Below are 14325 nucleotides of genomic sequence, written 5' to 3'. Positions count from 1 at the left end.
CCTGATTCGGAGGACTGATGGGCCGCAACAGAGCAACCCTGGCCGATGTCGCGCGCAGAGCCGGGCTGTCCAAGACCGCCGCGTCGATGGTGCTCAACGGCAGAGAGGGCACCCGACTCTCGGCCGAGGCGCACCAGCGCGTGTTCGCCGCCGCCGAGGAGCTGGGCTACCGGCCCAACCTCGCCGCGCGCAGCCTACGCACCCGCAAGACGGCCACCATCGCCTTCGTCTCCGACATCGTCGCCACCACCCGGTTCGCCGGTGACCTCATCCGCGGCGCCCTCGACGCGGCCCGCGAACGGGACCACGTACTACTCATCACCGAGACGCAGGGCGACGCCACCTTCGAGCAGTACGCCATCGAGGCGGTCCTCGACCGGCAGGTCGACGGGGTGATCTACGCGGCGATGGCCACCCGACGACTGACGGTGCCCCCGGCCATCCTCGGCGGCCCGGTGGTGCTGCTCAACGCCACGAGTCCCGACGGCCTGCCCAGCGTGCTGCCCGACGACGAACGGGCCGGCCGCTCCGTCGCCAGCGCTCTCCTCGAACTCGGGCACCGCGACGCGATCGCGCTCATCGGACGTAACCGGCTCAAGGAAGACGACCCGGAGGTGTCGCTGGCAGCCCGGGCACGACTGCGCGGCATCCAGCAGGCGCTGGACGAGGCCGACGTCACCCTGCTGGCCGAGTGTTTCTGCACCGAGTGGCTGCCCGAGCACGGCTACGCCGCCATGCGCACTCTCCTGAACCGGCCGCAGCGACCCAGCGCGATCATCTGCATGAACGACCGGCTGGCGTTCGGCGCGTACCAGGCGCTCGGCGAGGCGGGGCTGAGCGTCCCGGAGGACATCTCGGTGATCTCGTTCGACGACGACCCGATCGCCGCCTGGCTCCGTCCCAGCCTGGCCACGACGGCGCTGCCACACGAACAGATGGGACGGCGTGCGGTCGAGTTGCTCCTGGACGGCGGCGCCACCGAGTCGCCGCTCGTCCCGATGCCCCTGCGCCGACGCAGGTCCCTGGCGCCACCGGCCGGGTGACCGCAGGTGCAGGGCCGGCATCGCGGCCCAACCTTGCCCGCCGCTAAAACGGTTTAGTGCTAGGTTTCGGCCATGCTTCACCTACCCGACCACTGGGTGTGGGACAGCTGGTACGCGCGAGACGACAACGGCCTCTGGCACGTGTTCTTCCTGCGCGCGTCCCGCGCCCTGCACGACCCGCACCGCCGCCACCGCCGCGCCACGATCGGCCACGCCGTCTCGGCTGACCTGCACTCGTGGCGCCTGGTCGCCGACGCCCTCGTTCCCGCCGACGCTCCCGGCTGGGACGACCTGGCGACCTGGACAGGCTGCACGGTCCGAGGGCCGGACGGACGGTGGTACCTGTTCTACACGGGGGTCGGTCGCGCTGAGGATGGGCTCGTCCAACGCATCGGACTGGCCGTCTCCGACGACCTGACCACCTGGCGTCGGCACGGCACCGAGCCGATCGTCCAGGCCGACCCGACCTGGTACGAACTGCTCGACAAGGACCTGTGGTACGAGCAGGCCTGGCGTGATCCGTGGGTGTTTCCCGATCCGGGCGGCGAGGGCTGGCACATGCTCATCACCGCGCGGGCCAACACGGGGCCGGCGAACACCCGCGGCGTGGTCGGCCACGCCACCTCCAACGACCTCGTCACCTGGACCGTTGCGCCACCGCTGTCGACACCGGCCGGGTTCGGCCACCTCGAGGTGCCCCAGGTCGCCGTCGTCGACGGGCAGCCCCTGCTGCTGTTCTCCACCGATGCCACCGGCAGCGCGCGGCGCGACGACCACCGGATCTGGGTGGCGACCGGCGAGACCCTCCTCGGCCCGTGGGACATCGCGTCCGCCCAGCCGTTCCCGCACCCACACCTGTACGCGCCCCGGCTGGTCCCCGGTCCCGCTGACGGCTGGTCACTCATCGGTTTCCTCGACCACGTCGACGAGACGTTCGTCGGGGAGCTCACCGACCCCATTCCCGTGCGCTACCGGGCCTCGGGCGGGCTGATCGTGGATACGGCGGGGACGCTCGCCGCGACGTGACGGCACAGGTCCGGGCTGAGGCGTGTCGCCCCAGCCCGGACCTGTCGGTGCCCTGCTCTCAGATCAGCTCCGCAGCTGCCACCGCTGGTTCGCGCCGCCGCTGCAGGCCCAGAGGATCAACTTCGTGCCGTTCGCCGTCGCGGCGCCGTTCGCGTCGAGGCAGAGACCCGACTGCGCGCCCGTGATCGTGCCGTTGGCGTTGACGTTCCACTGCTGGTTGGCCTGGCCGTTGCAGTCCCAGATCACCACCTGGGTGCCGTTGCTGGTGCCCTGCCCGGAGGCGTCCAGGCACTTGGTGCCGTAGACCATGAGCTGCCGGCTCGCGGTGTGGGTCCACCGCTGGTTGACGGCACCACTGATGCAGTCCCAGATCTGGGCCTGCGTGCCGTTGGTCGTGCTGGAGTTGCCGATCTCGGCACAGCGGCCCGACTGGGCGCCCACGATCTGCACGTTCTGCGGGTTGGTGCTGCCGCCGCTCTGCACGCCGGCCGCGTTGATCACCGTCTGCGCGCCGGACGGCCAACTGCCGCCTGCGACCGTGACGTTGCCGTTGACGACGTTGCCGCGGTCACCGTTGGTCACGTTCGTGCTGTTGTTGGTCGACCAGTTGTTGGTGACGGTGAAGTTGCCCATGTTCTCCGCGTAGTAGTAGTTGGCGGTTGCCCAGGTGCCGGTGGAGGAGAACACGTTGTTGCGGGCGGTGTAGTAGCGGGAGCCCTCGTCGAAGTAGAGCCCGAACCAGCCGTTGGTCCGCAGGCAGTAGTTCTCGTTGATGGTGCCGCCCGGGTTCGCCGAGAGCGTGTAGATACACCCGCCGTCGGTCATCTGCTGCATCACGTCGTGCACGTAGTTGCCGATCACCTGGTTGTTGGCCGCGGTGGTCGCCGTGGTGTACCGCGGCTGGTAGTTGTACAGGCCACGGTTGGCGTAGTGCTGGCTGCCGCCGGCGTCGTTGGCGCCCCAGCCGTAACCGACCGACAGGCCGGTGTACGGCATGTTGTAGACCTCGTTGTGCGAGACCAGCGCCGTGTTCACGTAGGTCGTCAGGATCGAGACGACGCCGCGGTACTCCAGGCCGAGATCGTGCACCCGGTTGTTGCTGATGGTGATGTTGCGGTTGACCATCCGCTGGTCGCTCGGGTGGTGGGCGTCCGCGCGCACGCCGCCCACCACGATGCCACCGGCGGAGTTGCGGGCGATCTCGGAGCGGGTGACGGTGATGTTGCTGGCGCCCAGACCGACGCCGCTGGCGTGGGCGTTGGCGTCGTTGCCGATGCCGATGGCCGTCTGCCCGAGGTTGACGAACTGCGAGTCGCTGAAGGTGATGGTGTTGGCGGCGGAGACCTGCACGGCCGCCGGCATCTGGGCCCAGCTCGGGCGGGTGGCCTCGAACAGCGGGCAGCCCTCCTGGCAGGAGGTCAGCGCGTCGGACGGGCGGGCCCAGGAGCCGACGATGTGCGCGCCGGTCTGCTGGTCGGCGAAGCCGTTGCTGCTGCTCGGGCCGAGCCAGCTGGTGCCGGTGAAGGTGACCCCGCTGAACGAGATGTGGTGTGCGGGCGCGTCGAGGGTGCCGCCGACGTTCACCAGGGACTGCAACTGCGGCAGCTCCACGCTGACGGTGCTCATGTTCTGCCCGGCGAGCGGGATGTAGTTGAGCTGGCCGTTGCTGGGGTTGAGATACCACTCCCCCGCCGAGTCCAGGAACTCGTACGCGTTGGCCAGGTAGAAGGGGCCGGCCCGGTGCGGGCGGGACAACGTGTCGAACCCGAAGGTGTTGTTGTTCCAGGCGGGCTGCTGCATCGTCAGGAAGTTGCCGCTGATGCTCTGCACCGGCGAGTACCGGTCGGTGAACGAGCCGACGCTCTCCACCTCGACCCGGTTCTGGTTGCCGAGGTTGTTCAGATAGCTCAGCGCGCTGTTGCTGAACCGCATGCCGGTCGTGGTGAAGGTGAAGTCGGACCGGTTCACGGCGGTACGCGCCCGCGTGGCGACCGCCCCGTTGACGTAGAGCTGACGGGAGTCGAGCCCGGCTCCGACGTTGGCGCGCCAGATGTTCTTCCCGGAGTCGACGAGCGACCAACCGCTGACCGCCCGGGCGCCGGTGATCGTCGGACGTGCGCCGGCGGCCGCCCGCCAGATCACCTGATAGCCGTTGTTGCCCGAGTCGGCCGCGGTCAGTCGCATCGGCGACGAGAGCCGGTACGCACCGTTGGCCAACTCGACGACGATGTCACCGGACATCGCACTGTTGATCGCCCGCACCGCGGTCTGGGCGGCGCTCAGCGAACACGGTTGGCTGGCGGAACAACTGGTGCCGGTGCCGGAGGGCGACGCGTAGAGGGTGGTGGTGGCCGCGAGTGCGGGGGACGCCGAGGCGGTCACCGCGACCAGAGCGGTCAACGCTGACGCGGCGGCGCCGGCCAGCATTCGCCGCAGCGGTGGAATGGACGAGACGGACACGGGACGGTGCTCCTCACGTAAGAGGGGGGTGGGCGGGCGGATCTCCGGGACGGGGCGGGCGGTGAGCGGCGGCGGTCACCCGAGGATCTCCCGGAGATAGCGCAGGCCGTCCGTGGCGAGACGGTCCTGTGAGGGCGCCAACGGACGCCAGATCGCCGCGGCGGTCGCGATGGTCTCGTTCTCCGCCGTGAACGACTCGATGCAGATCGCACCCTGATAGCCGGTGTCCCGCAGAAAGGTGAAGAAACGGGGCCAGTCGAAGTGGTCCGCACCGGGTGCGCCCCGGTTGGTCCCGCTGACCTGGACGTGCTTGATGTGCGGGCCGGCGACCGAGAGGGCCGCGTAGGGATCGGCCTCCTCGATGTTCATGTGATAGGTATCGATCATGATGCCGACGTTCGGAGGAAGACCGTCGATGAGCTCGACCGTCTGCTCGATCGTGTTGACGACGCTCGTCTCGTAGCGGTTCAACGCCTCGACACCGATGCTCACGCCGCACTCGCCCGCCTGCTCGGCCACCGGCGCCAGGGCTCGCCGAAACTCGGCGTAGCAGGCCGCGCGAGCCATCGGTGCCATCCGCCAGGTGCGCCCGACCGAGGCGTACACGGGACCGCCGACGCACGGCGCGCCTACGGCCGCCGCGACCGCCACGCACCCCTTGAGGTACGCGACGGTCGACTCCACGACGGCCGGTGCGGCGTTTACCAGGTCCCGCCCAGGCGGGGTGACCGCACAGACGCCGGCCGCGACGAGGCCATGCTCGGCCAGCAGGTCCCGGGTGCGGACCGGGTCCCAGTCACCCGGCTGCTCGATCGGCAGTTCGACCGCGTCGAAGCCGAACGAGGCGATCCGCGGGATCAACTCGGCCAAGGCCTTGTCGTCGACTGGCGAGGCCCACACCCAGGGGTTGACACCGATGGCGTACACCGCGACCTACTTCCAGCGCTGCGGGTAACCGGGCAGGTCGGTGCAGCCGCACATCGCGTAGTGCAGCGGCGGCATGCTCGGATCGAGGTACCGGTCCAGGTTGTCCTGGGTGACGGTCGGCTGTGGCAGCTTCCACGGGCTGGACACCTGCTCGCCGTCGAGGATCCGCAGCGCCGCGATGATCGGCGTCCGCCACTGGTAGGTCGGGTAGGTCGGCGCGATCGCGGTCAGGTTCTTGTCCTTCCAGATCTTCAGAAAGTCGAGCTGGTCCTCGCCGTTCATCGGCGGAACCGGCTTGCCCGCGTCCTGAAACGCCTCGACCGCCGCGACGGCCACCGCTCCGGCATCCATCCAGACGCCGTCGATCGTGCCGTACCGCTGGATGTAGTCGTCGACGATCTTCTTGGTCTTGGCCGGATCACCGTCGGTGAACTCGACGCCCACGACGTCGACCTTCGCCTTGTCGAACGCCACCTTCGCCGCCGACCAGCGGGTTTCCAGCACGTCGACGCCGGGGAGGATCCGCAGGGCGAGAACCTTCCCACCGGGCTTCATCTTCTGGCTGACGAACTCGGCTCCGACGTGACCGAACCCGTACCCGCCAATGGGGTTGATGAACGTCACCGGGCACTTGGTGTTGACGCCGCGGTCGAAGACGACGACCGGCAGCCCCGCCTGGCAGGCCGCCTCGACGGCCGGGGTGAGCGTGGCGGTGGTGTTCGGCGAGACGATCAGCGCGTCACAGTCCTTGCCGAGCAGGTCGTTGATGTCCGCGATCTGCTTCTGGTCCTTGCCCTCGGCGTCGACGTGCACGAACTCCTTGATGCGACTCTTCTGCGCCTCCACCTCGGCCTGCATGGTCTTGAACCCGACCTGCCGCCAGGGGTTGTTCAGCGCGGCGTTCGAGAAGCAGATCTTGTGCGGACCCGTCTTCTTGAACTTGGCGGTGTCCACCATCTTCGGATTGAGCACCTGCTCCCACGGCTTGTCGGCGGGACCCGTCGGGGCCGCGGTGAGCAGCGAAAGCTCGGCGTCATAGTCGGCCTGCACAAAGAACTTCGACTGGTCCCCGGTGCCCGAGCCGGCGGGCGCACTGCCCGAAGGGCTCGCGGCCGGCTCGTCGGTGGCACAGGCCGTGAGGGACAGCAGGGTGACAGCGGCCAGAGCCGCCATGGAACGTCGCACTATGGTTCCCCTTTATCTCGACGAAGAACGTGTTGCCGAGACCGCCACGGCGAGCAGGATGATCGCGCCCTGGACGGTCGACCTGAGGGCGCCGGAGACGCCGTAGAAATTCATGAGGGCGAAAAGCAGTTCGAGGGTCAGCGCCCCGAGCATCGCGCCGACGACCGAGCCTCGGCCCCCGCCCAACGCGACGCCACCGAGGACGACCGCGGTGATCGCGCCGAATTCCAGGCCGGCGCCGGCCTGGAACGACACGCCGCTGTAGCCGCCCAGGAGGATCGCCGCAGCCGCCGCCGCGAGCCCGCTGAGGATGAAGGCGATCGTTCGGGTACGCCAGACGCGCACCCCGCTCAACTCGGCGGTACGCGGGTTGTCACCGACGGCGACCAGCGTCCGGCCGAAGTCGGACCGCATCAGCAGCACGGCCACCGCCGCCAGAGCCAGAAGGACCAACAGCGCGTACGGCACGCGACCGAGCAGCGGCACGTCCTCGAAGGCCCGCCGACCGAACCGCCGGAACTCCTCGGACAGCCCACCCTTCGGGGCGCCGTCGGACCACAGATAGACCGCGCCGACGAGGATCAGGAACATGCCGAGGGTGGTGATGAACGACGGCACCCGCAGCCGCGTCGTGATCAGGCCGTTGACCAGCCCGACGAGTGCTCCGAAGGCAAGCAGGAGCAGCACCACCGGCCACGTGCGCGTCGGATCGCCGTCGATCAGCCGGGCAGCGACGACCACCTGCGCGGTGACCAGGGAACCGACCGAGAGGTCGAACTCTCCGGAGACGATCACGAAGTACTGGCCGGCGGCGAGCAGGATGATCGGCGCCGAACGACCGAGGAACGACATCAGCGACGGTGGGGAGAGGAAGTCGGGCTGCCGGATGCCGACGAGCACCAACAGCACCGCGAGAATCGCGAGGATCGGCAGGACACCACCGGGGCGGACCCGCGGGAGACGCAGCGGCAACGTACGACGCTGAACGGTCTGCATGGCTAGGCAGCCGCCTTTCGCATGGCCCTGCGGGCGTAGACGGCGACCGCGGCGATGATGATCGCGCCCCGGATCACCTGCTTGAAGAAGGCGTCGACCTCGAGCTGGTTGAAGATCGCGTCGATGCTGGCAAGCAGCAACACTCCCCCGACCGTGCCGACGACGCCGCCGCGTCCACCGGCGAGGGCGGTCCCACCGATGACCACCGCGGCGATCGACTCCAGGTCGTAGAGGCCCTCGGTGCCCACCCGGGGCGCGCCCGAGCCGAGCCGACTGGCGAGGTAGACACCCGCGAGCCCGGCACACATCGAACACAGCACGTGGGCGGTGACGAGGATCCGGTCGTTGCGGACGCCGGAGAGCCGGGCCACCTCCGGATCCCCACCGACGGCGACCAGATGGTGGCCGAAGCGGGTCTTCGAGAGCGCGAACCAGGCCGCTGCGGTCACGGCGACCAGCAGCAGGAACGACACCGGCACCGGGCCGATCCGCTGGTAGCCGAGCGACTGCACGAGCGCGGGCGAAGTGGTGCCGGCCGGCCCGTCGTAGCCGTTGTCGAGGTACCCCTTGAGCAGCAGCCCGACGCCGAGGGTCGCGATGAACGCGTTGACCCGGAGCTTGGTGACGAGGAGCCCGTTGAGCAGCCCGACGCCGGCGCTGACGACGAGCGCCAGGCCGATCGCCGGCAGCAGAGCGCCGTCGCTGCCGTTCATCGTCTCGGCCGCGACCAGAGTGCTGAGGCTGATCACGTACGCCACGGAGAGGTCGAGCGAGCCGCCCAGGATGACCAGGGTCTGGCCGACAGCGACGAGCCCGAGGCCTGCCGCGACGTGCAGGAGACTCACCGTCGTGGACTGGTTGAAGAGCTGACCGCCGTCCATCAGGACAACCAGCCAGCCGATCGCCAGAGTGAGGGTCAGGGCCACGAACACACCCGGCACGGGTCGGCGGGCCGGCAGCAACGACAGCGCGCTCACTGGGCAACCTCCGTTCGCGACTGCGGGGCTCGCAAAACCGGCTCACTCCTCGCGCTCACTGGGCAACCTCTCGCACGGTCCCGACCGCCAGGGCGACGACGTCCTCCTCGGTCGCGCCGGCGGGCAGTTCACCCGCGATGCGGCCGTCGCGCATCACGACGATCCGGTCGCTCATCCCCAACAGCTCCGGCAGATCAGACGAGATCATCAGCACGGCCGCGCCGTCACTGGCGAGGCGGCGGACGAGGTCGTGGATGGCTGACTTCGCACCCACGTCGATGCCTCGGGTCGGCTCGTCGAAGAGCAGGATCCGCGGGTTGAGCGCGAGCCAGCGGGCCAGTACGACCTTCTGCTGGTTGCCGCCGGACAGAAAGCGGATCTCCTGGTCGTCCCCTGCGGCGCGAACCTCCACGGCGGCGAGCACCTCGCGTACCCGGGCGGTGCGGGCAGCGCGGCCGGATCGCGCCGCGAAGACGGCCCGGCTGGCGAGCAGCGCGTTGTCGAGGACCGACTGCCGACCGACGATGCCCTCACCCTTGCGGTCCTCCGTGACGTAGGCGATGCCGGCGCGCATCGCGGTGCGGGGTGAGCGCAGGCGGATCGGCCGGCCGTCGAGCGTGACGTCGCCGGTGGTGAACGGCGACACCCCGAAGAGCGCGCGGGCCAGCGCCGAACGCCCGGAGCCCTGGAGGCCGCCGACGCCGAGGACCTCGCCGGCGCGCAACTGGAGGCCCACGCCACGCAGCTTCCGGTTACCCGCATCGCTGACGGTGAGCCGCACCGGGCCGAGGTCGTCGGGGCGGGCCCGGTCCGGGTAGTAGCTGGACAGCGCGCGGCCGACCATGTGCCGCACCAGCTCGTCGCCGGTGGTGTCCGCGGTGTCGACGGTGGTGACCCGACGGCCGTCCTTGAGGACCGTGATCCGGCTCGACAGGTCGAAGACCTCCGTGAGCCGGTGCGAGACGTACAGCAGACCGATGCCCCGCGCCTGGAGTCGGCGCACCAACCCGTAGAGCAGCTCGACCTCGTGGTCGGCCAGCGCGGCGGTCGGCTCGTCCATGATGAGCAGCCGCGCGTCCAGGGCGAGAGCCTTGGCGATCTCGACGACCTGCTGCTGTGCGACACCGAGCTGCCCCACCCGGGCGTCGGCCGGCAACGTGGTCTCCCCGATCGAGTCGAGCAGTCGCCTGGTGCGTTCGATCATTGCCCGACGGTCGACCAGACCACGACGGACCGGCTCGTGCCCCAGGTAGACGTTCTCCGCGACGGTGCGATCCGGGAGCAGGTTGAACTCCTGGTGGATGATGCCGACGCCAGCCCGCTGGGCGTCGCGTGGGCCTCGGAACGCGCGCGGTTCACCGGCGAACTCGACGGTGCCCTCGTCCGGGGCGTACCCACCCGAGACGATCTTCATGAGAGTCGACTTCCCGGCGCCGTTCTCACCGACGACCGCGTGGACCTCACCTGGCGCGACGTCGAGGTCGACATCGCCGAGAACGCGTACTCCGAGGAAGGACTTGCCAATCCCCCGAAGGGTGAGCAGCGGCACCGGCCGCGAGTCTGACATCCCGAGTGCCCTCACAGACAGTAATTATCGACAGAATTCAATGCCACACTACGGCGACTTCGAAGTGCTGGACATCAAACTTTCGTAGGAACGGCTGCGGCTTACGTTCGTACATCGAAAACATTCTCTTGACATCAACGAAACATCACACGTATGAAGATAGATGTTTGGATGCGGGTCCGCAATCCTCGATCTAGGCCGGCTGCCAGGCCGGCCCCTGATCGACAGCAGCACCGCAGCGAGGGAGCCACTCGCGGCCGTCGTCCACCGGGCAGGACGACGGACGCTGCCTTCGTTAATTGACAGCTATCGATCTCTAGCTCATCCTGACCTCGTGGGCCACGGGACGAGAACCACGGTCAGCATCACGCTGTGTGACGTCCTGCCGGTCTGACTGCCGTTTCGGCGAACGGCACGAGGACAGCCCAGCGCGCGCTCGTGCCCGCCCAGGCGTCCAGGCACAACCTGACGCACCGTAGGGCCCGTGATCGCAACCCCCACGACCGCCCAACCTAGGAGACGGCATGCGTCGCAACACATTGCTCATCTCAGTGATCGCCGGCCTGTTGCTGGCGCTCGGGCTCGCCCCACCCGCGTCGGCGGCCCCGGCCTTCCGCGCCCTGCTGTTCACCAAGACCGCCGGCTACCGGCACGACTCGATCCCCGCCGGGATCGCGATGTTCCAGCAGCAGGCCGCGGCGAACAACTTCGAGCTGGTGGCGACCGAGGACTCGAGTGTCTTCACCGCCAGCAACCTGGCGACCTTCGACGTCATCATCATGTTCCAGACCTCCGGCATGGTCTGGACCTCGGCGGCCCAGCGCCAGGCGGTGGAGGGTTACCTCGCCAGCGGCAAGGGCATCGTCGGCATCCACAACGCCACCGACATGGGCATCGACACCGAGTACCCGTGGTGGGACCAGACCATCAACGGCGGCGCCCACATGCCCGAGCACTCCCCCGGCGTGCTCCCCGGCACCGCCATCGTCGCCGACAAGCAGCACCCGTCGACGGCCGGGCTGCCGGATCGCTGGAACCGCAGCGAGGAGTGGTACAACTTCGACTCCAACCCGCGCGGCAAGGTGCACGTTCTGGTGACCGCCGACGAGCGCACGTACAACCCCGGATCTCGGGCGATGGGCCCGGACCACCCGATCTCCTGGTGTCGCAACACCGCTGGCGGGCGGGTGTGGGCCACCGCGATGGGCCACGCGATCGACTCCTACAGCGAGACGAACTTCCGCAACCACGTGCTCGGTGGCGTGAAGTGGGCCGCCGGTAACGTCGCCGGCGACTGCGGCGGCACCGTCTGGGGCAACTTCGAGAAGCGCACCCTCGACGACAACACCGTCGACCCGATGGCGATGGCGGTGGCCCCGGACGGACGGGTGTTCTACGCCCAGCGCGGCGGGCAGTTGAAGATCTTCAAGCCCTCCACCAACAGCACCGTGACCGCCGGGACGCTGAGCGTCTACACCGGCGGCGAGGACGGTCTCACCGGTATGGCGCTCGACCCCAACTTCGCCACCAACGGGTACGTGTACCTGTACCACTCGCCGGCGAGCAGCTCGACCGACGTCAACCGCGTCTCCCGCTACACGCTCAGCGGTGACACGCTGAACATGTCCAGCGGTGTGACGATCATCGACATTCCGGCCTACCGTGACCGGACGTTCCCCGAGCCCGGCCACACCGGCGGTTACATCGAGTTCGGCCCGGACGGCAACCTCTTCATCGGCACCGGTGACGACACGCCGCCGAACCTCGACCCCAACTGGCAGGGTTACGCCCCGCTGGACTGGCGCTCGGGCAAGTCCAACCTGGACGCCGCCCGGTCCGCGGGCAACACCAACGACCTGCGCGGCAAGCTGCTGCGCATCCGGCCCTCGGCCAGCGGCGGCTACACCATCCCGACGGGCAACCTTTACCCCCAGGGCACCGCACAGACCAAGCCGGAAATCTACGCGATGGGCTTCCGCAACCCGTTCCGCTTCTCGATCGACCCCGCCAACGGCTGGGTCTACCTGGCGGACTACGGACCCGACCGCAACCCGCCCACCACCAACCGTGGCCCGGAGGGCCTCGTCGAGTTGAACGTGATCAAGACGCCCGGCAACTACGGCTGGCCGTTCTGTCACGGTAACAACCAGCCCTACGCGCCGTTCAACCCGGACACCGGCGTCGTCGGCGCGAAGTTCAACTGCTCGGCACCGGTCAACAACTCGCCCAACAACACCGGGCTGACCAGCCTGAAGCCGGTCGTCATGCCCAACATGTGGTATGGCTACCCCGCCTCGACGACCTTCCCGGAGCTGGGCTCCGGCGGCTCCGCGCCGATGGGCGGGCCGGTCTACCGGTACGACGCGGCCAACCCGTCCGCGACGAAGTTCCCGCCCTACTACGACGGCGTGCACTTCTTCTACGAGTGGTCGCGCAGCTACGTCAAGGAGGTGCACTTCGACTCCTCCTCGGCGGTGACCCGCACCAACCCGTTCCTGCCCGGTGGTGGGTTCAACAAGCCGATGGACATGGAGTTCGGCAAGGACGGCTCGCTCTACCTGCTGGAGTGGGGCACCAACTTCGGTGGCGGCAACAGCGACTCCGGGCTCTACCGGATCGACTACATCCAGGGCGGCCGGTCCCCGATCGTCAAGGCCACCGGCACGCCCACCAGTGGCACCGCACCGCTGACCGTCCAGTTCAGCAGTGCCGGCACGTCCGACCCGGACGGCAACACGCTGAGCTACCAGTGGACGTTCGGCGACGGCACCACCTCCACGGCGGCCAACCCGTCGAAGGTGTACACCGCCAACGGCAACTACACGGCCCAGTTGAAGGTCACCGACAGCACCGGTAAGACGGGCTTCGCCAACGTCCAGATCACCGTCGGCAACAGCGCGCCGGTGGTCACCATCACCACACCGTCCAACGGCGGCATGCTCACGTTCGGTGACAAGGTGTCGTACCAGATCAACGTCACCGATCCGGACGGCGGCACTGTCGACTGCTCGAAGGTGGTCCTCAACCCGGCGCTGGGTCACGACGACCACGCGCACGAGACCACCGAGTACCCGGGCTGCTCGGGCACCATCTCGACCGACCTGCTCGGCGGGCACCCCGATGGCGCCAACCTGTTCTACGTGCTGAACGCGCGGTACACCGACAGCGGCGGTGCGGGGGGTGCGGCTCCGCTCACCGGCACCGCGCAGGCGATCCTCCAGCCGAAGCACAAGCAGTCCGAGTACTTCAGCAGCCAGTCCGGCATCCGGGTCGTCGACCAGGCGGCGGCGGAGAGCACCAAGCGCGTCGGTGACATCTCCACCAACGACTGGATCGCGTTCAGCCCGATGAGCCTGGCGGGCATCTCGACCGTCAGCTACCGGCTGTCGTCGCCGTCCGGTGGCGGCTCGATCGAGCTGCGCGCCGGCTCGCCGACCGGCACGCTGCTGGCCACCACCACGGTGCCCAGCACCGGCGGTTGGGACAACTACCAGTCCACGGCACCGGTGAGCGTCGCCGCGTCCAGCGGGACACAGACGCTCTACATGGTGTTCAAGAACAGCAGCAACTCGTTCGATCTGGACTCGCACACCTTCGGTGGAAACGGCGTCGGGACACCCGGCACCGGCACCGGCGGTGGCCTGGCGGGGAAGACCTGGACGGTCACGGCGCAGCACAGCAACAAGCTGATGGACGTCAGCGGTGTCTCCACCGCCGACGGTGCCCAGATCACCCAGTGGGCGTCCACCGGCGGCAACAACCAGAAGTGGCAGGCGGTCGACGCCGGCAGCGGTGCGGTCTACCTGAAGGCGGTGCACAGCGGCAAGTGCGTCGAGGTGGTCGGCAGTTCCACCGCGGCGGGTGCCTTCCTCCAGCAGGCCACCTGCAACAACGGCAACCAGCAGAAGTTCACCGCCACCGCGACGGGTACCTCCGGTGTTTACACGGTGCGCAATGTGCTGAGCGGGCTCTGCGTGGACGTCAACGGCGCCGCCACCACCGACGGCGCCCGACTGTTGCAGTGGACCTGCCACAGTGCCGCCAACCAGCAGTGGCGGTTCACCGCGGTGTGACCTGCGGCTGTCGCGGTAACAGATGACGTCCCGGTCGGGACCGGTGTCCGAGAGTCGGAGCCGGTCCCGGC

General features: G+C 68.8%; 9 protein-coding genes. 3 read left to right on the top strand and 6 right to left on the bottom strand.

The genetic code is table 11. The annotated features are described in order from the left end of the window. Positions 1-17: 17 nt before the first annotated feature. Both JOD64_RS23345 and JOD64_RS23340 read left to right on the top strand, forming a co-directional pair. Entirely contained in the window at positions 18-1043 is a 1026-nt protein-coding gene (locus tag JOD64_RS23345) for a LacI family DNA-binding transcriptional regulator (RefSeq protein WP_204944157.1), read from the top strand. Between the two features lie 72 nt (positions 1044-1115). Beyond that, positions 1116-2069 carry a family 43 glycosylhydrolase gene (locus JOD64_RS23340; protein WP_204944156.1) on the top strand — a complete coding sequence of 318 codons (954 nt, stop codon included), beginning with the start codon at positions 1116-1118 and terminating at the stop codon, positions 2067-2069. 63 nt (positions 2070-2132) lie between these two features. On the opposite strand, the gene JOD64_RS23335 is transcribed toward JOD64_RS23340, so the two are convergent. The 6 genes from JOD64_RS23335 to JOD64_RS23310 form a co-directional block, all read right to left on the bottom strand. After that, positions 2133-4529, bottom strand: coding sequence for an RICIN domain-containing protein (locus JOD64_RS23335; RefSeq protein ID WP_204944155.1), 2397 nt, complete (start codon positions 4527-4529; stop codon positions 2133-2135). 75 nt (positions 4530-4604) lie between these two features. Next, positions 4605-5456 (bottom strand): sugar phosphate isomerase/epimerase family protein, encoded by an 852-nt coding sequence (locus JOD64_RS23330; protein ID WP_204944154.1) that lies wholly within the window; start codon positions 5454-5456, stop codon positions 4605-4607. Between the two features lie 6 nt (positions 5457-5462). After that, the gene (locus JOD64_RS23325; RefSeq protein ID WP_307813581.1) at positions 5463-6641 is read right to left on the bottom strand and encodes a substrate-binding domain-containing protein; all 1179 of its coding nucleotides are present in this window, start codon (positions 6639-6641) and stop codon (positions 5463-5465) included. A gap of 12 nt (positions 6642-6653) precedes the next feature. Next, positions 6654-7637: an ABC transporter permease gene (locus JOD64_RS23320; protein ID WP_204944153.1), complete on the bottom strand. Its 984-nt coding sequence runs from the start codon at positions 7635-7637 to the stop codon at positions 6654-6656. 2 nt (positions 7638-7639) lie between these two features. Further along, on the bottom strand, positions 7640-8614 hold the full coding sequence (locus JOD64_RS23315; RefSeq protein ID WP_204944152.1) for an ABC transporter permease: 975 nt from the start codon (positions 8612-8614) through the stop codon (positions 7640-7642). Positions 8615-8669: 55 nt separating this feature from the next. Next, positions 8670-10181 carry a sugar ABC transporter ATP-binding protein gene (locus JOD64_RS23310; protein WP_204944151.1) on the bottom strand — a complete coding sequence of 504 codons (1512 nt, stop codon included), beginning with the start codon at positions 10179-10181 and terminating at the stop codon, positions 8670-8672. Between the two features lie 524 nt (positions 10182-10705). On the opposite strand from JOD64_RS23310, the gene JOD64_RS23305 reads away from it, so the two are divergent. After that, positions 10706-14254 carry a ThuA domain-containing protein gene (locus JOD64_RS23305; RefSeq protein ID WP_204944150.1) on the top strand — a complete coding sequence of 1183 codons (3549 nt, stop codon included), beginning with the start codon at positions 10706-10708 and terminating at the stop codon, positions 14252-14254. The last annotated feature ends 71 nt before the right edge of the window (positions 14255-14325 follow it).

Source organism: Micromonospora luteifusca (assembly GCF_016907275.1).
Classification (GTDB): Bacteria; Actinomycetota; Actinomycetes; order Mycobacteriales; family Micromonosporaceae; genus Micromonospora; species Micromonospora luteifusca.
The sequence above is the reverse complement of the archived record's forward strand: the minus strand, read 5'-3'. Positions and strand labels throughout refer to the sequence as shown.